Genomic DNA, 19,204 nt, shown 5'->3' with positions numbered 1-19,204 from the left:
TTATTTCTTCTTCATTCCAAAATATCGTTGAAACAGATCCGACGTATCGATCGGATTGGCTGCTCCCTTGCCGCCATCCTTATTGCCTGACGGCCGCTTCGTCTTCGGATCGAAGCCGAAGAACCGCGCAAAGTCAGCCTCCACGTTCCGCGGATCGAAATTCGCCCGCGCTCCCCGTGCTGCCGCTTCTCCTCTGTCCGCCCGCTGTCCTTCCGACTGAGCGCCTCGTTCCCGGCCGGGACCTTGTCCTTGCTTCTTTCCGTCCAACCGGTCATCGTAGGCTTTCCTCGAGGCCTCATCCTGCAACACGGCATACGCCTCATGAATCTGCTTGAACCGCTGCTCCGCTTCGGGACTTCCGCCGTTCACATCGGGATGGTGCTGCTTGGCGAGCCGCCGGTATGCCTTCTTCAGTTCCTCCGGCGCCGCATCCCGCCGTACGCCCAACAGGTCGTAATAGTTAACCATCCGCCTCATCCTCGCCATTCATTAGGATAAAATTTTAAGAGGCAAGAAGCCTCTTAAAATTTGTTGTCCGATACTAGTAACGAGTACACGCCGTATCCTTATTAAGCAGGATAACCGCCGTCAATCGTAGCGTGTTCGGTTTTGTCCTTCTTCTGTTTGATGTAGAGGCTGAACGTACCGACCCCTTCTGTGTCGCCGTAAGTCTCGGTGTAGTCCACTACAAACGCGTTCGGGAAGTACACCTTGCGCACTACCTGATCCGCCGCGATAACTTCCAGCGTCACTTTACGGTAGCAGTCCGACTTCTCAGCCGGAACGAGAGACCACAGCGCCAGCTTCTTCGTATCGTCGGCGTTGTCGCCATCGGTTGCCGTGATGATTTTGCCGGAAATGCGCATCGTCGCACCTACGTCTGTCGATCTCGCGTTGGAATCGTTCGGCGTGTCGGTGTCATAGACTACTTGTTGAATGTTGTCCATACCGAGTTCGATTGTTTCTGCACCTTCTACTCTGAGAATGAATCCCATGAATAAAACCTCCTTGAATTGGGTTGAAATAGGTTCCGAAAGCACAGACTCCTTTCGGGATTTATGTTTGAAGGTGAGCTTGGATAAGCACACCTCTAACACACGTTTCCATATGCCGGTCATGCTTTGACTGGCGTCGTGCCTTTCGTGATCATGACTTCGAGGTTCTTCACGTTGCCGTTGAACACGAGGTCAATATGGCACAGGTTGCTCTTGTCGTCGATTATATAGGACATGTCGTCCCCGTCTTGAATGATGGAGTTGACATACCCGCGTGTACCGAGCCATTTGCTCTTTTGGCTGCTCGGGTTGTTGCTGAAAAATTTCACGATGTTCTCATGCTTGAAATCACCCGTCTGGAAGCGGAGAATGCGTTCGATGTACGTACTTACAAGCGTCTTGTAGAGCGAATCGAAGCCATTCTCCGTCATCGCCATGCTTCTCGCTTTGTATACCGTAATCCGCTTAATATCCTTGTCTTGCAGCTGCGCATTCTCGGAAGAGAAGACGAAGCCGAAGTTTTTGCGGTTGATCGCATCTTTGATGTTGTTCGTGAATCCGGTAATTTCCTTCGCCATCGTCGTGACGGCGCGCAATGCATGATCGCTGGCCTCGATATCGAAGCGCACGCCCGGGTATTCCCTGCTAATATTTTTGAACGACTCGCGCAAGTATTCAGGGCATTGGTACGCGGCGACAATCCCGGCGGCAACGTAAGCTGCTCCCACGTATACGCCTTCGATCCACAGCTTCAGAATGTCTTCCTTCTCCTGTGACAATTTGACGCCGTGTTCGGTTTGCAGCATACGGCTGTCAATGATGACTCCGGATTTGTCCTTCGGAATAACCGTGAAGTTCGGGATACACGGAATGGCAAATTCGCTGTATTCCTTGCGGACCATGACGCTGCACTTGTCGATGTACTTATCGAGACCTGCGGTCGCCATGCTGCTGAAGGTCGTCTCTTCTCCGGATTCGAAGCTGAAGAAGACCTGCACCTTGTAATCTTTGACGACCTGCAAGAGCATCGTCAGCGATTCCATCGTATTACCGTCCTGCTTCACGACTTTCCCATTGCCCCGGAACCGCTCGCGGGTGACCTTCACCTTGCCAGCAGACTCGAGCTCAACGGAAGGCACGATGCCGAACCAGATCGTATCGGAGAACTCATTTTTGGAGTTCACCGTGTTCAAATACGTTTCCAATCTCGGAATATTGCTGCTCTTAACCGTCATATCGAGCTTCGCATTCGTGATCAGGAGCGATGGCTGCATTCCTTTGTTCTTGGTCGCGTATTGGTCGAAGAACATTCTGACACCCAATATTTTTTCCACCAAAGGTTTAACCGTTTTAACAAAATCGTCCTTGGCGTTCTTGTAAAATTCCAGGTAGGTGTTGTAGTTCTGCACCTCTGTCTCCGTGTCGACCTCCGTCTGCACGACAGGCAGCGGACAGAACGTACGCACGACAAGATCCTTCACGTAGGAGGACGGCGTCTCGGTAATCGACTCGTAATCTTCCTCAAATACGTTAGCGAGTCCGGTGCCGCTGCTGTCATCGAGCAGCATCAGCTCGGTGTTCTCGTTCTTCGGCGCTTCGATAATCTTCAGTTCCCCAGCCTCACCGATCGTGAGCATGCCGATTTGAATCGCTTCGGACTGATTCTCTTCCCGCGATCCTCCGAGCAGAAGCCGTGTCTTAATATCTTCGATTGCGAGCGGAAGCATCGCCATCACGTTGTTATAGTTCTTGCTCGCATCCTCGAACATGGTGTTCAGCTTATCGCCGAGGTCGAGCTTCTTCGGATCGCCGTCATCCAGCTTGTCGTGCTGGCTGTACAAGTAATGAATCTCCTTCCGCACTTGGCGGATATCGTCCATTACCTTCTTCGGCGAAATCATGTCGAGCAGATTCTCGAACCTGAAATCCACATTCGTAATGCCTTGGCTGCGCTTCGTGTCGATGAGCGTGAACAGCATTTTCAGAAAGTCGTTGCTTTGATCGATTTTTATTTCCGAAACGCAATCGTCCGCAATGCCTTCTGGCTTTTTCAAGGTGTACATCACTTTCTGGTTCGCTGCGTTGTAGAACGAATAGACGCTCGGCGAGAATTTGTCCAGAAACTCGTCAAAGCTGCGTACAAGCAATTGCTCGTTGACTTCCTTGACTTTGTCGTCACTGAGACTGTCAATCCCTTTGACATCGCCTACGATGGTCAGAAGGTCCAGCATCTCCGGGTTGATTTCCTCGAAGAGCATGGCGCGGTTCGTTTGATTAATGATGTCCATAGTGTTCAGCACAAAAAGTGACAAACCGTCTATCGCGCGCACCTGCACGCACCGGCTTGCAAATCTTCATGCTTCCTCCTCTCTATTTCGTTGTGATAGTCTCTTCGCACTAGCTGTGTGAGTATTTCTATCGCAAAAGTACTGCTTATTCAAAAACTAGGAGATTAGTTCGACACAATCTTATATAGACCCATCCTTTTTTGTTAATATTTTTAATAGAAGGTACTAAATAACTATAAATCTCCTTATTTCCCCCAACAAAGAACGATTTTTTACAAATCCTCTTCAGTTTTTAGGTCGTATTGCCGATGTTATATTTTGGGACAGCGAGCTGAATTCTCCTATTGTCCCGACCACCTTCCTCATTCTCCCAACTATTTCGGTATAATCTAACAAAATGTTTATATCGTTACATAAAAAAATATTTTTATATTTTTAGTAAAAAGGTGGTATCACGGCATTTATGAGGAGAATATGGGGATTTAATCCTATTATTTCACTTCTTTTGGCCTGCGCCGTATGGCTCGCTTCATCGGTTCTGGTGCCCATCGGGTATGCCGATGCGAAAGCCGGTGCGGAGCAAGGGATCGATGCTGTCTTTGTCATGGACGTCAGTTATTCGATGAATGAGACCGATAAAGAAGGTATTGCGGCGGAAGTCGTCAACATGTTCATGGATATGAGCGATTCGGAGCGTACCCGCATCGGGTTCGTTGCCTATAATGACAAAATCGTCGCCTCGGAACCGCTCACTTCGCTCGCGCTGCCCGGACAAAAGGAGAAATTAAAGCGCAAAGTCGGCAGTTTGCGCAGTTACGGATATACGGATCTCGGCCTCGGCTTGAAAAAGGGCGCGGATATCGCAACAGCCAGCATGGGAAAGAGCGGCAAGCCCTTTATCATCCTGCTGTCCGACGGAGGGACCGATTTTGGAAATACCTATACCGGCAGAACGGTAGCGGATTCGAACAAGGATGTGGAACGTGTCATCCGTCAAGCCAAAACGAAGGGCTATCCCATTTACACCATCGGTCTGAATCATGATGGTTCCGTCAATGAGAAGCAATTAGAGCAGATTGCATCGGAGACGGGCGGCTCTACGTACATGACGAGCAGTGCGGAAGATCTGCCGGAAATATTCAACCGGATCTTCGCCGATCAGATTCAATCCGTTCTCGTTCCCATCGCTGCGGTTACCGCAACCGGAGGAATGCAGGAGGTGAAGGTGAGCCTTCCCAACTCCAGCATGTCGGAGGCGAACATCATCCTGCTCTCCCAGAACCCGCTGAAAGAATCACAAATCTACTACAGCTCGAAGAACGTCAGATTCTTCAAGTCTGGAAAATATACGCTAATGAAAATTGTAGAGCCGCAAAAAGGGGAGCTGCTGCTGAAGTTCAGAGGGACTGCCAGTGACGTAGTGAAGGTGAACCTGCTCGGCAGCTACAACATGAAGGCTGGCGCAGATCTGGCATCCAATGAGGCTATTAAGGGACAGCCGGCCGCTTTTGCCTCCCGTCTATATTCGTTCCAAGGCAAAGCGTTGGAGGACAAAGACATATATCACAACCTGCAAGCGGAGCTCATCGTCAAGGATCGGAAGACGAACCAGGAAGAACGGGTTCCGATGGATAATAACGGGGCAGGCTTTACGGCAGAATATCGATTCCCGGTATCCGGAATATACGATTGGAAGGTCGTCATGAATGGGCCTCATTTCTTCAGAGAAACTGTGGGCAGTCATCTGGATATTACGAATAAGGCACCACTATCCACCGGTCTGACAGCAATCGAGATCTCGAAGGAAGACGGCGAGGCCAAGCTGGATTTCAGCCGCTACTTTACTGACCCGAACGGGGATGAATTAACGTACAAGATTGCTGCCAACCAACGTGAAGAGCAGATCGAGGCTCGCGTAGATGGAACATGGCTTATCCTGTCCCCCCTTCGTTCCGGTTCGGCCGTGCTGACCATCACGGCGACGGATCCGGAAGGCGGCACCGTCACGGGCGATCTGACTATTGCGATCTCTTCCGTGTGGGATCGTTACTTGATTATAGGGGGCTGCGTGCTTGCTGCGCTGATAGCTGCAGGGGCATTATTTGTGCTGCTGCGGCCCAAGCCGGCGTTCACCGGCAGGCTGGAGGGATATTTCCTCAATACGGCGAGCGGCAATGAAGTCCCCGTCAAATATTGGCCGCTCACCTCCTTGGGCAAGGCGCGGCGTGTAAGCCTGCAGCAATTGTTCGCCCGTCTAGACGTGAACGAACCGCTGCCTGAAGCAGCCCATATCGTATTCGAGGCAGGTAAGAACGGCACGCTCCGGGTAAAGCACCGTACCAACTGCACGGTGGCGAAGGGCCGCACGCCGCTGAAGCCCAATCACACCGAGATCCTCGAATATAATGACAAGCTGTACATTACGTTCGAGGACGGAATTACGGAGATTGAGCTGCGCTTCAAGGCTGTGAAGCCAGGCTCCGTGTCGTATGCGGATCCGGCTGCATTCCAAGCCCGCAACTAGACTGTAGAGCGCCGTGCTCGCGGCAGAGGCTCTTGTGCGCGGAGTCGCGCAAGAGCCTCTGCTGCGCAAGCACGGCTGACTGGCACGGGATTCCGTAAAAAGGCGCCAAATGCCGCACTGTTTCGCGGCTTGGCGCCTTTTTGCATATGAGCTCCAGTACGTATTCAGTCGTTAGGCCTTCTAGTGTGCAGCTTCCGGGACCAGGCCCTTCCAATGCACGGATTCCGGGGTTAAGCCCGCTTGCGTCCGGGCAGCTTCTGCCGGGTGTCGTCTGGCTGCTGGCGCTTGCCAGGCAGACGTTCAATAACAGTCCGCAGCAGTCGCTCTGTATGCAATGCGGCTTTTAATCTCTTCATGGAAGAGTGTCTCTTGTCCGGATTGACGGCAAGCCCTCTTCGAATGACATGCGACATCAACGGGCTGACGCTCCGGTTCCAGCTTCTGACGGGATCGATGCTATCGTCGAACAGCCGCCGTGTCACATCGTTCGGCGCCCGGCCGCATAGGCAGAAGTATAACGTCGCCGCAAAGCTGTACACGTCGGAAACGACGCCCTGACGCGACTTTTCCGAATAAAATTCAAGCGGAGAATATCCCGCGCTCGTAAAGATTCGGTGTCCGGTACGCTCATAATATACCGCCGATCCGAAATCCAGCAGCATTGGCTGTCCGTCCTCCCCGATGATGACGTTCGCCGGCTTGATGTCGCGATGGATGATGCCTTGGGCATGAACGTATTCAAGAGCATCGATGAGTGGCAGCATCGTTCTGTGCAGGAAGTCCGCCATAGAAGTGAGTTGTCCTTCCTCGATGTAACGGTCGAGTGACACTCCCTTGCAATATTCCGTGACGATATAATGCGTGCCGTTCTCCTCGAAGTGATCGAGATAGCGGACGATGTTCGGGTGGCTCAATTGTTGGAGCACCTTCGTTTCCATCAGGAACGCTTCACGCAGCTCGTCATACTGCCTTTTGGCAGATGGTATTCGGCACAGTACGGTCCGCTTGTCCAGATCGCGAAGCGCCAGCTGCTTCGGATACGACTCCTTAATAATGACGGCTTGCCCGCTCTCCACATGGCGTCCGGTGTATATCATCGCCAGTTCACTGCGGGAGACCGTTTTTTTGACTTTGTATGTATGATGAAGCACTACATTTCTGTTCAGACATATGTCCGCATGTTCCGGTTTCACAGGCTCCTCCCGATACTCGTAGCCTTTTGGCTGCGGCAGATTTCCCTGCCTTCTGTCCACTAAGGCGCGTAATTATATCCTATTGTAGCATAGCGCCCATAATTTTCTATGTAATTTATCATCCACGCAAAGTTCGTGACAATTGCATTTGCTCCAAGAACGCAAAGTTTTCAGCCTCTCACATTCCACAGCGATCATTCGCGAGCTGCAAATATACAGTTAATGTACAGGACCGTCCTCTACTGCCCGCTTTCCCTAGCTGACCGAACAATATGAAAGGACGCCTCACTCAGCGTGCCCTTTCTGTTCTTGCATTTATTCACGGGCAATAACAATTCCGGTATCTGCTACAACACAGTTGCGTCCAGCCTGCTTAGCCAAATACAATGCTTGATCCGCCTGAGCAATAAGCATACTCGGGGTGTCATCGGGCAGCGTATGTTCCGGGAGCCTCGTTGCGGTGCCCAGGCTGCATGTCACAATCGAGCCCACTTCGGAAGCGGTATGAGGGTACGCCAACGACTCCACATACACACGGATCGCCTCCGCCACTTCCATCGCTTTTGCAGCATCCGTCTGCGGCAGAATGACGCCGAATTCCTCTCCTCCATATCGGGCCATCACGTACAGCGGATGGATGACCACCGTTCGGATCGCTTGTGCCACCTGACATAAACATTCATCTCCAGCAAGATGTCCGTACGTATCGTTATACTTCTTAAAATAATCAATATCAAGCATAATGAGCGATAGCGGACTCTTCTCCTGCTTCATCCGCTCCCATTCCTGCTGCATCATCTGATCGAAATAACGGCGGTTATATACGCCGGTAAGTCCATCCGTGTAGGAAAAGTCGGTCAGGAGCCGATTCGCCATCTGCAGCTTCTTGTTCGCTTCCTTCATTTGCTCCTCAGCGACGATTCGCTCGGTCACATCGCGAAAATAGACGGATATCCCGTCACGGGACGGATACACCCGAATTTCAAGCCAGCGGCCGCGCAGCTTGTCGTAGTCGGTAAATTCCACCGGCTCCCCCTGATCCATGACTCGATGACACATCTCGGACAGCTTCGTCTTCGCTAGATGCGGGCTTATTTCCCAGATAGACTGCCCCTTCACTTCATCAAACGTAAAGCCGTAGTATTTCTCCGCTTCTTTATTCGTGTAGGTATATCCCCACTGTCTGTCCACCGCGAAGAAGGCGTCCGTAATACTGTCCAGGATGAGGGCCACTCGTTCTTGAGATTGCTTGAGCGCGCTCTGCGACATAATCAACCGCACATACAGACGATTCATCTGATGAAAGAAGACAAACAGCACCACCGTCGAAGATATAAGCGAATTGACGCAAGATAAATACCAACCCAAGCTGTAACGGGCCCCCGCGAACTGCGTAACCGCAAGATCGAGAAATAACATAAAGACCGAGAGCAAAAGCCACAGATGAAGCAGGCTTTGCCCCCTGGTCATCACATACAAATATACAAGCGCCGCCAGATTCATCAACGACAATACAGGACCTATCCCCATCGTAATCAGTTCGTTATATTTCCCTCCCCGTATAATGACGGGCAAGAGTTCATGATGCTTCGTAAGCAAATAAGTCAATCCTGCGAGGATGACGATGACACCGCCAAAAATGGCGCCTGAACCTGCCTTGCCTTTGCGCTCTGTCGAGGCAAAGCTCCATCTTCTCAAACTGAACGCATACATGAAAACGCCTAATGGAAACCCAGCGTGCCAGCATATCCAGAACCAGATGGGCGACTGCGGCCCTGCATTAAGCAGTCCCTCCTGCGCAAACACTCCAGGAAAGGTCAGAATTTCCGGTATCGTAATGAGACCGGAATAAAGAAACGTCGCGGATAAAATCAAAATCGGTTTATATCGCGTCACCTGAAATTGAATATAGAGCAAATACGACGTCATGAAATAACCAAACATAACCCATGCGATAACGATGGACATAAACGGCTTAATATGAATCAATGGGGTCGACGCAAAAGGAATGGCAATCAGTGATATGACGAACATGACGGACCCGATAATGATGGCCATCAGCTTCTGCCTGGGGGCAGCTGGGGTATTAATAAGACTTGTTAGCGGGTCGCGCATGCGCATCATCGATGTCTCTCAACCTTTCTTCCAGTCGTTCGCCTCACCTGTCGACGAAACAAAGCATACCTCATCATAGTAACATAATTCTGTAACCTGCTTCGCAGTCAAGAATGAAAGCAACCCTACACGATGTGTAGGGTGCAGCGGACAAGTTATGCTTCTAACTACTACCCGAAGTTCAGAAGGTTCAAACACGCCTTCATTTTTCAAAGAGAATGGAACAGAAGCGCCGATGAGAAAACCTCTATCAAGGCCGTTCAAAGATGAACGACAGCGTACAGTGGCACGTTCAGACTGACGGTGAATCGCTTTACACGCCCCTTTGCTTCATTCTCCCCTTTCATCAGGAAGCGGCACGCCTAATGACGAATCTGGTTAACTGCCATCAGGAGGGGGCACGTCCAATGACCACTCTGGATCACTGCTGTCATGATCGACCGCTTCATGGCATGATATACGAATCGGCATGTGTCTTATCCTCGAGATTCCCCCTCCTGACTGTATGGGAGAATGAAGCTAAGGATCATTGTACGGAAGACCGACAACCTATTCTCGTTTGAAAAGGACGGGGGACTGCCTTTCTTAATGATCAAAAAACGCTTACGGCCTGGATAGCCATAAGCGTCAGATATTAGCGTACTAGCGAGTTCTCTTATTGTTCCTTCTGCCTGCACTTGCGGGTGCTTTGCCTTTGCGATTCGGCGATGTAGCGCCGAATGCGCCGGATGATCGCTTCCGAGACGTCGGCTTGGCCCCCTGCCGCTCACTGCGGCGTTCTGGCCCCGCTTGTCCTTGCCATTGCCGCTCACTACGGCGTTCCGGCCCCGATTGCCCTGGCCCTTGCCGCTCACTGCGGCGTTCAGACCCAGATTGCCCTGGCCCTTGCCGCTCACTGCGGCGTTCCGGCCCCGATTGCCCTGGCCCTTGCCGCTCACTGCGACGTTCAGACCCAGATTGTCCTGGCCGTGCCTGCTTCCGCTGATCCCGCTGCGGCTTCTCGCTCCTAGCGTGCTCCCGCTTCGATGATCCCGGCTTGCTGCCGTGGGCTCGGGAACGTTCGCCGCGACGTCCGCGATCAGCTTCATTGCTGCGGCGCTTGTCAGTCGCACGAGTCCGGCCAGACCCACCAGTCCGACTAGACCCATCAGTTGACTCAGTCGAATCAGTTCCACCGCTTGCTCCGCGTTTCTCCAGCTTCTGCCCGATGCCTCTCTCGATGAGCTCCAGATACACACGGTCCCTCGGCGCGGCGAACGTAATTGCATACCCGTTGTTGCCAGCTCGTCCCGTCCGTCCAATTCGGTGAATGTAGCTTTCCGCATCTTGCGGAATGTCGTAGTTGAACACATGTGTTATACCTTCGACATCCAATCCGCGCGCGGCCACGTCTGTGGCAACGAGCAGCTGCATCTTCACATCGCGGAAGCGCTGCATCACCTGCTCTCGCTTCGCTTGCGACAGATCGCCGTGCAGCTCATCCGAATCGTATCCCTGCGCAAGGAGCGCTTCGTTCAACGTACTCGCTCTGCGCTTCGTCCGGCAGAAAATAATGGCCTGGTACGGACGGTGTTCATCAATAACTTGGCACAATGTCGCCTGCTTCGCCCGGTCGCTCGTCTCGATGAGGATCTGTCTAATCCCTGTTAAGGTGACACGTTCGCTGCGGATCCGAATGTCGACTGGCTTGCGCATGAAGCGTTCTGCGAGCTGCCGCACCGTTCCCGGCATCGTAGCCGAGAACAACAGCGTCTGACGTCTGGAAGGCGTATTTCGAATTACCTCCTCCACTTCGGCCAGAAAGCCCATATGGAGCATTTGGTCAGCCTCATCAAGAACAAGTGTGTCCACATGCGACAATTGTATCGTGCCCCGGCGCAAATGATCGAGCAGTCTGCCTGGCGTAGCGATGACGAGATGCCGCCCGCTCTGAAGCTTCTGCATTTGCCGCTCTACATCCTGTCCACCGTATACGGCCAACACTTTTACGCCGTTCTGATTGTCGACGAGCTTGCGGACTTCCTTCGTAATCTGCAGAGCCAGCTCGCGTGTCGGCGCCACAATAAGCCCTTGAACATAGGGCTTGCTCACATCGATTCGCTGCAGCATCGGAAGCAGAAATGCGAGCGTCTTGCCTGTACCCGTCTGCGCCTGCGCCACGACGTCCTTGCCCGCCAGCGCGACGGGAATTGTCTGTTGCTGAACGGGCGTCGGAACGGCAATGCCGTTCTTTTTCAAAGTCTGATTAAGTTCCTGCTGAACCCCTAGTTGTATAAAGCCTGACAGATAGGCCACCCCTTTTCTTTAACTCTCAGACGAATTGCCGCCCGATTGCGTTGTGTGAATAATGGTCTTGACCCTGCCGACTTGACCGTCCTGCAGGCGTACCTTGATTCCGTGCGGATGGTACGGTGAGTTCGTTAATATATCCTTCACCTTGCCGCGAGTCGTCTTCCCTGTTCGTTGGTCCTGCTTTAACACAATGTCCACTTCCAGACCGGCATGAATATGTTGACGATGCTGTCCGTTATTTACCATACGTAACCTAAAGCTCCTGTCCAGCGAAAAACTGATTTTAATTTCGATGTTAGCCGCCGTTTCCAGCGTTATCCTCCATATTATACACGTTAATATGCATATGGTATAATGAACAGGCAAAATGGATTCCGATCCATATTCAGGAGGAAACATGCTGACGTTTGAACAAAAATTAGCGGTGATCGAGTCCTTCTCCGAGCTGCAGCGCAAGGACGTCTCGCTTGGACGAGTGAACTTCCATTATGAAGAAAGCGCATTGGATAAAAAAACGGTCGTATATCACCTGCATCCGAACGGAAATGGCTTCGTATACGCCGGGAATCTGGAAGGATATGACACAGACCCGAAGGGCATGGTCAATATTCGGGACTATACGGAAGAAGAGCTTCGCGCCTTCATTCGGGCATCCATCGATTCGCTCGCACCAGGAGCGTATGCGGAAGGATCCGCCTTGAGAGGCTTGGGCGAGAAGATTTGGATCAATCAAGACAAAGAGACGCTGGTGCTCATTCATGAGCATGATTTATGGAACGTCTATGCTATGTCCAATTTGGAAATGGCCTTTGAAACTTACGAAGAAGCCGTGGAATATTTGCATGAAGAAGGGTTTATTCAATCCAAATAACAGTGTATACGCTCTTTCCATCAGGGAGAGCGTTTTTTATTTTGTTTGTGCTTCACCACTCACTTCCCACCGTTTTCCCCATGTTACAGGATAGCCGCTCAAAAAGCCACTTCCGGTGCTCTGTGATGATGTACCGTCTTTTTCACACTGAAAGAAAGCCGAACGAACGTATGCGTGAAAATGATAGAGTTTCCAAGCCAATGCGCGTTACAATAGAGGAGGCTTTTGGGTAATGAGTGTAAGTTTCATGTCATGATAGATAATCAACAAGAGGAATGATAGCGATGGGTATGGAGAGAAATTTGAAAATAATCGGCACGGGGGCATATTTGCCGAAGCAGCGCATCACCTCGGAGGAGATGGATCTGAAGCTCGGCGTTCCCGCCGGTTGGTCCTTGAAAAAGTCAGAAGTGCGCGTGCGATATTTCGTTGAAGATGAAACGGCTGCCGAGATGGGAGCACTCGCTGCGCAAGCCGCTCTACAGGACGCGGGGCTCACGTTCGCTGACATCGACTGCATCGTATGCGCGAGCGGAACGATGCAGCAGCCGATTCCATGTACAGCCGCATTGATTCAACAAGCAATGGGGCAAGGGAAGTCCGGGGTGCCGTCCTTTGACATTAATTCGACCTGTCTCAGCTTCTTGGCGGCGTTCGACGTCATGTCGTATCTGATCGCCGTGGGACGCTACCAGCGTATTCTCATTATATCGACGGAGGTCGCCTCGGTCGGCTTGAACTGGGAGCATAAAGAAAGTGCGGTGCTATTCGGCGACGGCGCCGCTGCGGTCATCGTCGGCATATCGGAAGAGCACGAGCAATCGCGAATCATCGCCTCCTTAATGGAAACCTATAGCGCTGGGGCCTCGTATTCCGAGATACGCGGCGGCGGGACCGGACTGCACGCCAAGCACTATGACGATACTCGGATGCACGACTATATGTTCCATATGGACGGACATGCAATTTATAAAATGGCCTCCAAGCTATTGCCCGACTTCCTTGAACGGCTGCTCGGACGGGGGAATACGGCGATGTCGCAATTTCAGCTCATTATCCCGCATCAAGGCAGCGCCATGGCGATGCGCCTAATTAGCCGCAAGCTGGGCATTGCGACGGAACAGCTCATGAACATTACGGCGGATCATGGCAATACGATTGCCGCCTCCATTCCGATGGGATTGCATGAGGCGATTCGCCAAGGGCGGATGCAGCGCGGCGATCGCATTTTGCTGCTTGGCACCTCTGCTGGACTGTCGCTGGGAGGGCTGGTGCTTGACTACTAGCAGCGTGTCTAGTGGCGTTCCGCGGGACAGTGCCCGCACCGTCCTTATTACCGGCAGCCGCGCCCCCGTCTCCTTGGCGCTGGCGCGGCTATTGGGCGATGCCGGGCACCGCATCATCATGGCGGACAGCTTACGCATGACGCTCGGATCCGCCTCCCGCTATGTCTCGCGCCATTACCGCTACCCGCCGCCCCGCCGCGAACCAGAGCCGTTCCATGCCGCAGTAGAGCGCATCGTGATAGACGAGCAGGTGGATTGCATAATTCCGACCTGCGAGGAAGTGTTCTATCTGGCGCAGAGGCAACGGACATGGCCTGACCGGTGCGAGCTGTTCGCGCCGCCATGGGAGATGCTCAGACAGCTGCACCATAAAGGAGAGTTCATTGAGCTGGTCCGGCAAGTTGGCTTGAAGACACCGGCGACGCGGCTGCTGGCATCAAGAGAAGAGGCAAGCGACTATGTGCGGAAGCTTGGGGCGGACACCGCCGTGCTCAAGCCAGCTTACTCGCGCTTCGCGAGTCGCGTGTTATTCGTAAGCGCTGACCATGACCTGCCGGCCGGCATGCATATATCCCCGGCCCACCCTTGGGTTGGGCAGCAATATATTCGCGGCGCGCTGTACTGCACGTACAGCATCGTACGCGACGGAGCTGTACGTGCGCATGCTTGCTACGCTTCCGAATTCACGGCGGGCGTGGGCGCCAGCATCGCCTTCAAGCATGAGCCGCAGACGGATTTGCTGGCATGGGTGCGCCGGTTTGTCGCCCCGCTTCGTTATACGGGGCAGATTGCGTTTGACTTTATCGTCACGCCGGAACGGGACATCTACCCGATCGAATGCAATCCCCGCGCGACAAGCGGCATCCATTGCTTTACGGCTTCCGATCGGCTGGACAAGGCATTCTTCGGAATGAATGATAGTGCAGGTCACGGTACGGATAACGGGACGAGTGATTGCACAGATGACGGTGCGAATCACGGTGCGAATCTTGGTGCGAATCGCGGTGAATCCCGCCCCATCGAGCCAACGTCCGCCCGTCCTGCCATGTTGACGGCCGCTATGCTGGCATACGGCTGGAAGCATCCGCGGCGCATCTATTGGCTGACGCAGCTGTGGAAGGGGCGCGACGTCATCTTCCGCTGGAAGGACCCGAAGCCGCTTGTTGCGCAAGTCGTCATGCTGCAAGGCTTCTGGCGGGAGAGCCGCAGACGCTCCATCTCGCTAATGGAAGCAACAACATCAGATATAGAATGGAATGGTGAATGATGAGCCGACGAGCGTTAGTGACGGGAGGAACCGGGTTTCTCGGGCAGCGTCTGGCCTTCAGGTTACTCGAAGAGGGATATGCGGTCAGCGCCATTGGCCGCAATGCTCGCGCAGGCCATGAACTAGAGCTCATGGGTGTCCAGTTCATTCCGCTCGACCTGTGCGATGCTGCTCGGGTCAAGGAGGCATGCCGCGGTCACGATACCGTGTTCCACTGTGCGGCGCTTTCTGCCCCATGGGGCGCATACGCGGACTTCTATGCAAGCAATGTCATCGGCACGCGCCATGTCGTGCAAGGCTGCGTAAGCGGCGGAGCCCGGCTCGTGCATGTGTCGACGCCGAGCATCTACTGGAATTGGCGCGACCGCCTGAATATTTCGGAGGCGGAGCCACTACCTCCGAAGCAGGCGAATGCCTACGCCGCTACGAAGCTGCTCGCCGAGCGCGAAGTGGATCAGGCCGTGGAAGAAGCGGAGCTGCACGCCATCACGCTGCGGCCGCGTGCCATCTTCGGACCGGGCGACCGCGCCATCCTCCCGCGCCTGATCGAGGCGAACCGGGTCGGCTATATGCCGCTCATTCGCGGCGGCCGGTCGCTGCTCGACGTCACCTACGTCGATAACGTCGTCGACGCGTTGCTGCTCAGCGCCACAGCCTCTCCGGCCGCACTCGGCGGGAAGTACAATATTACGAACGGCGAACCGATGCTGCTGAGCGATATGTTGGCGAAGCTGTTCGCCCTGCTTGATGCGCCGTTCCGCCCCATCCCGCTCGCCTACCCGATTGCTTCGGCGGCGGCCGGCCTGCTGGAGCTTCACGCCCGTTGGCTTGCCGGAGGCAAGGAGCCGAGGCTGACCCGCTACACGGTCGGGCTTATCGGCCGCAGCCAGACGCTCGACATTACGGCAGCTCGCGAGAAGCTGGGATATAAACCAAGGATCAGCATTGAGGAAGGCATGAGGCAATTTGCCGAAGCATGGACACAGGAAGGAGGTGCAGCGCTTCATGGGAGATAACCTAGAAGTTAGAACGGAAGTCCAATTGAACTTGATGACTGCCGGCTACTGCACACATCGGGAATGGCTTACGATCCAAGGCGGCAGCTTCGGTTCCGTTCGCTTTCCCGCCATGTTCGCTTATATCGAACACCCGCGGCTCGGCACCGTCCTATTCGATACAGGATATTCCGCGCGCTTCTTCCAGGCGACGTCGGCCTTTCCTGCGAAGCTGTATCGGTGGACGACGCCGGTCTATATCTGCGAGGAAGAAACTGCGGCCCATCAGCTGCGTGCGCTCGGCGTACCACCCGAACGCGTGCAGAAGATCATTTTGTCGCACTTTCATGCGGATCATATTGGCGGTGTGCGCGACTTCCCGAATGCCGAGTTCTATTATTTGCGCACAGCCTATCGCCCCCTTCAGGACATGTCCCCTTTCAGAGCCACGAAGGCAGGCTTTCTGCCTGAGCTATTGCCGGACCGGTTCGGAGAACGATCCCGTCCGATCGAAGAGACATGCAGCAAAATAAGCTTGAACGAGGGATATGCACCCTTCACGGAAGGATATGATCTGTTCGGAGACGGCAGTGTCATCGGCATCGACGTATCGGGGCATGCCCCGGGTCAGCTTGGCCTGCTTCTGCGAGCCACGGGGCAGGAATATTTCCTCTGCGCCGACGCGGCGTGGTCGACAGCTGCCTATGCATCGCACCGGCTCCCGAAGCCGATCGTCAAGTGGATAAAAGCGGATTGGCGACAATATAAGGACAACCTTCACCGGCTGCACGTTCTGCACCGTCAACGGCCGGAGCTGCGCATTATTCCGACGCACTGCCGGGAAGCCGAGCAGCGATATGTATTAGGATCTGAAATTAAGGGGGATGCCCGACGTGGATAAAGGAGCGATGATCGCCGCCTGGGAATACATCCGCACGAAGTACGGGCGGCGTTGGAGCAGCCGGGAAGCGCTGGAGCGATGGCAGCATCGCAATGTGGTGAAGCAGCTGCGGCGAATTGTGCCGCATTCTCCCTTCTTCCGCGAGCGCTTGGGTGAACTTCCCCTTGAACACTGGCGCGACATGCCGATTATGAATAAGTCGACGATGATGGAGCATTTCGATACGCTCAATACCGTCGGCATTCGGAAGGAGGAAGCGTTCACCGTGGCGCTGGCCGCAGAGGAAAGCCGCAATTTCACGCCCGAATGGAACGGCATTACCGTGGGCATGTCCTCTGGCACATCAGGCAATCGCGGCCTCTTCCTCGTTAGCGCGCAAGAGCGCATGGCATGGGCCGGTGCGATGCTCGCCAAGGCCTTGCCTGGATCCGTACTGGCACGGGAGCGCATTGCGCTATTCCTGCGAGCCGACAGCAACTTGTACGGCAGCGTGAGCAAGCGGCGGCTGCAGTTCGCCTTTTTCGACCTGCTCGCCCCGTTCGGGGAGCACGTCAAGCGGCTGAACGCATACGCTCCTACGCTGCTCGTCGCGCCCCCGTCCATGCTCCGCATGCTCGCGGACGCGCTGGCACAGGGCCAGCTCGCGATACATCCGCGCAAGCTCTTTGCCGCAGCGGAGGTGCTGGATCCGTTGGATGAAGCAATTATAAGCGCAGCGTTCAAGCAGCCTGTACACCAAATCTATCAATGCACGGAAGGATTTCTCGGCATCACGTGCGAGCACGGGACGCTCCACTTGAATGAAGACCTCGTCTGCATAGAGAAGGAATGGCTGAACAAGCATTCACGCAAGTTCACACCCGTCATTACCGACTTCCGGCGTCTGACCCAGCCGATGATCCGCTATCGGCTGGACGATGTCTTAACGGAGCGAAATGAGCCTTGCCCGTGCGGCTCACCATTTACCGCACTAGAGTGCATCGAAGGGCGGCACGACGATATGTTCTACATGCCTTCCCTGCTGGACGGGACGCTCACGATGGTCTTTCCCGACTTTATTCGCCGTGCGATCATGTCCGCCTCTTCCAAGATTGAGCACTATGCCGCGGTTCAGCATGCGCCGCAGCACATTACGGTAGCGCTACAAGTGCCTGCGGAACACCGGGCGGAATGCGAACGGCACATTGCGCAAGAATTGAGCAAATTGTGTGAAATCGTTCATTGTGCAGCGCCTGACATCACATTTACCGATTGGAAGCAGCCGCCTGCGGGGCACAAGCTGCGCCGGATCGAGAGGAAGTTCAGACCATGAGCACCGTAGTTCTATATGACGCGACCAATATTGGCGAGCTGCCGTGGCCGAAAGATGAAGAGGGAAAAGCAGCTCAGGCGTGGATAGAACCGTGGATACAGCAGGGGCCAGAACACTATGTAGACAATATTCAGACCCGTATGATGGCGCTCGTCATCGAAGGCCAATATGTGCTTCCAATTACCGTCAATGAGCAAGAGTACGACAACGCATACGTGTGCTCGCCATATACGCATTATGTCTCGTATGCGAAGCAAGAGCTCGGCATGCTGAAGCAGCCGCTGCTGGAACGGCCGCTTGCGTGGCTGCTACACGGCATCGGGCAAGGCATGAAGCTCGCACGGTGCAATCGCGTCGTGCATGTGAACAACTGGCTGCTGTCCACGAACCTGTATCCTCACATGACGGCAGAGCATGTAATAGCTATTATCGCCATGCTGCAAGCTCGGTTCCCGGATTACGCGATCGTGTTCCGTTCGTTGAACCGCTGCTATTATCCCGAGCTATGCCAAAGCATGGAGGAAGCCGGATGCTCGCTTGTGCCAAGCCGCCAAATCTATCACCTGGATACACGCCATTCCCGCACCCAAAATGCCAAGGCAAGGTGGTTAATCAAGCGGGATGAAGGACTGCTTGCGAAGCACGGATATGAGACGGTTCAGCATGACGAACTGAACCCAGCTGATATTCCACGCTTGGTTCAGCTCTATAACTTGCTTTATATCGATAAATATTCGCCGTACAACCCGCAGTTCAATGAACGCTTCTTCGCCCACGCATTGGCGGACAAAACGCTGCGCTTCGTTGCCCTGCGCACAGCTGCGGGCCGAATTGACGGCATCCTAGGTTATTATTGCCGCGGCGGCATTCTGACGACGCCTATCTTCGGCTACGATACCGCCCTTCCGCTCGAGACCGGTCTTTACCGCATGCTATCCGCCGTCCTGTTCCGCGAGGCGCAGCAACTCGGCATGCAGTGGAACGAGAGTTCAGGCGCGGCGCAATTCAAGCGCAACCGGGGGGCTGTTGGGCACTGGGAATATTCCGCCGTCATGAACCGGCATCTGCCAACGTACCGCCGAAGCTGCTGGTCATTCGTCTCCTTTGTCGCCAATCGTATCGGAGTTCCACTGATGGAACGCAACAAATTATGAGCACAAAAAGA

Annotated in this window: 15 protein-coding genes; 8 read left to right on the top strand and 7 right to left on the bottom strand. The window is 53.9% G+C overall.

The window, feature by feature from the left end:
• The 3 genes from M3650_RS20120 to M3650_RS20110 all read right to left on the bottom strand — a co-directional run bounded on the left by M3650_RS20120 (window position 1) and on the right by M3650_RS20110 (window position 3,283).
• Entirely contained in the window at window positions 1-468 is a 468-nt protein-coding gene (locus tag M3650_RS20120; RefSeq protein WP_251577193.1) for a J domain-containing protein, read from the bottom strand.
• Window positions 469-569: 101 nt separating this feature from the next.
• Window positions 570-995 carry a hypothetical protein gene (locus tag M3650_RS20115; protein WP_019419348.1) on the bottom strand — a complete coding sequence of 142 codons (426 nt, stop codon included), beginning with the start codon at window positions 993-995 and terminating at the stop codon, window positions 570-572.
• A 119-nt stretch (window positions 996-1,114) separates the two neighbouring features.
• Window positions 1,115-3,283 carry a hypothetical protein gene (locus M3650_RS20110; RefSeq protein WP_026010860.1) on the bottom strand — a complete coding sequence of 723 codons (2,169 nt, stop codon included), beginning with the start codon at window positions 3,281-3,283 and terminating at the stop codon, window positions 1,115-1,117.
• A gap of 463 nt (window positions 3,284-3,746) precedes the next feature.
• On the opposite strand from M3650_RS20110, the gene M3650_RS20105 reads away from it, so the two are divergent.
• The gene (locus M3650_RS20105; RefSeq protein WP_251577191.1) at window positions 3,747-5,807 is read left to right on the top strand and encodes a VWA domain-containing protein; all 2,061 of its coding nucleotides are present in this window, start codon (window positions 3,747-3,749) and stop codon (window positions 5,805-5,807) included.
• A gap of 230 nt (window positions 5,808-6,037) precedes the next feature.
• Here the strand turns inward: M3650_RS20105 and M3650_RS20100 are convergent, their stop codons facing one another.
• The 4 genes from M3650_RS20100 to M3650_RS20085 form a co-directional block, all read right to left on the bottom strand.
• A complete protein-coding gene (locus tag M3650_RS20100; RefSeq protein WP_251577189.1) occupies window positions 6,038-7,060 on the bottom strand; it encodes a serine/threonine protein kinase in 1,023 nt (340 codons plus the stop codon).
• Between the two features lie 255 nt (window positions 7,061-7,315).
• Window positions 7,316-9,124, bottom strand: coding sequence for a sensor domain-containing diguanylate cyclase (locus M3650_RS20095; RefSeq protein WP_251577187.1), 1,809 nt, complete (start codon window positions 9,122-9,124; stop codon window positions 7,316-7,318).
• Between the two features lie 633 nt (window positions 9,125-9,757).
• The gene (locus M3650_RS20090; RefSeq protein WP_483311766.1) at window positions 9,758-11,410 is read right to left on the bottom strand and encodes a DEAD/DEAH box helicase; all 1,653 of its coding nucleotides are present in this window, start codon (window positions 11,408-11,410) and stop codon (window positions 9,758-9,760) included.
• Between the two features lie 9 nt (window positions 11,411-11,419).
• On the bottom strand, window positions 11,420-11,653 hold the full coding sequence (locus tag M3650_RS20085; RefSeq protein ID WP_019421221.1) for a YwbE family protein: 234 nt from the start codon (window positions 11,651-11,653) through the stop codon (window positions 11,420-11,422).
• A 151-nt stretch (window positions 11,654-11,804) separates the two neighbouring features.
• Here M3650_RS20085 and M3650_RS20080 point away from each other — a divergent pair, with 151 nt between their 5' ends.
• From M3650_RS20080 to M3650_RS20050, 7 genes are all read left to right on the top strand, one after another.
• Window positions 11,805-12,278, top strand: a complete 474-nt coding sequence (locus M3650_RS20080) for a hypothetical protein (RefSeq protein WP_251577185.1) — start codon at window positions 11,805-11,807, stop codon at window positions 12,276-12,278.
• Between the two features lie 290 nt (window positions 12,279-12,568).
• Entirely contained in the window at window positions 12,569-13,564 is a 996-nt protein-coding gene (locus tag M3650_RS20075; RefSeq protein ID WP_251577304.1) for a beta-ketoacyl-ACP synthase III, read from the top strand.
• Complete coding sequence (locus M3650_RS20070; protein ID WP_251577183.1) at window positions 13,554-14,831, top strand: ATP-grasp domain-containing protein; 1,278 nt, start codon at window positions 13,554-13,556, stop codon at window positions 14,829-14,831. Before M3650_RS20075 ends, M3650_RS20070 begins: the two co-directional genes overlap by 11 nt.
• Window positions 14,831-15,847, top strand: a complete 1,017-nt coding sequence (locus tag M3650_RS20065; protein ID WP_483311769.1) for an NAD-dependent epimerase/dehydratase family protein — start codon at window positions 14,831-14,833, stop codon at window positions 15,845-15,847. The genes M3650_RS20070 and M3650_RS20065 overlap by 1 nt, the downstream gene beginning before the upstream one ends.
• Window positions 15,837-16,727: an MBL fold metallo-hydrolase gene (locus M3650_RS20060; RefSeq protein ID WP_251577179.1), complete on the top strand. Its 891-nt coding sequence runs from the start codon at window positions 15,837-15,839 to the stop codon at window positions 16,725-16,727. The genes M3650_RS20065 and M3650_RS20060 overlap by 11 nt, the downstream gene beginning before the upstream one ends.
• On the top strand, window positions 16,720-18,039 hold the full coding sequence (locus M3650_RS20055; protein ID WP_251577177.1) for a F390 synthetase-related protein: 1,320 nt from the start codon (window positions 16,720-16,722) through the stop codon (window positions 18,037-18,039). Before M3650_RS20060 ends, M3650_RS20055 begins: the two co-directional genes overlap by 8 nt.
• Window positions 18,036-19,193 carry a GNAT family N-acetyltransferase gene (locus tag M3650_RS20050; protein ID WP_251577175.1) on the top strand — a complete coding sequence of 386 codons (1,158 nt, stop codon included), beginning with the start codon at window positions 18,036-18,038 and terminating at the stop codon, window positions 19,191-19,193. The genes M3650_RS20055 and M3650_RS20050 overlap by 4 nt, the downstream gene beginning before the upstream one ends.
• Window positions 19,194-19,204 lie beyond the last annotated feature (11 nt).

Origin of the sequence: Paenibacillus sp. MER TA 81-3 (assembly GCF_023713585.1) — a bacterium.
GTDB lineage: Bacteria > Bacillota > Bacilli > Paenibacillales > Paenibacillaceae > Paenibacillus_B > Paenibacillus_B profundus.
Note: the sequence above shows the minus strand (reverse complement) of the source record. Positions and strands in the feature narration are given on the sequence as shown.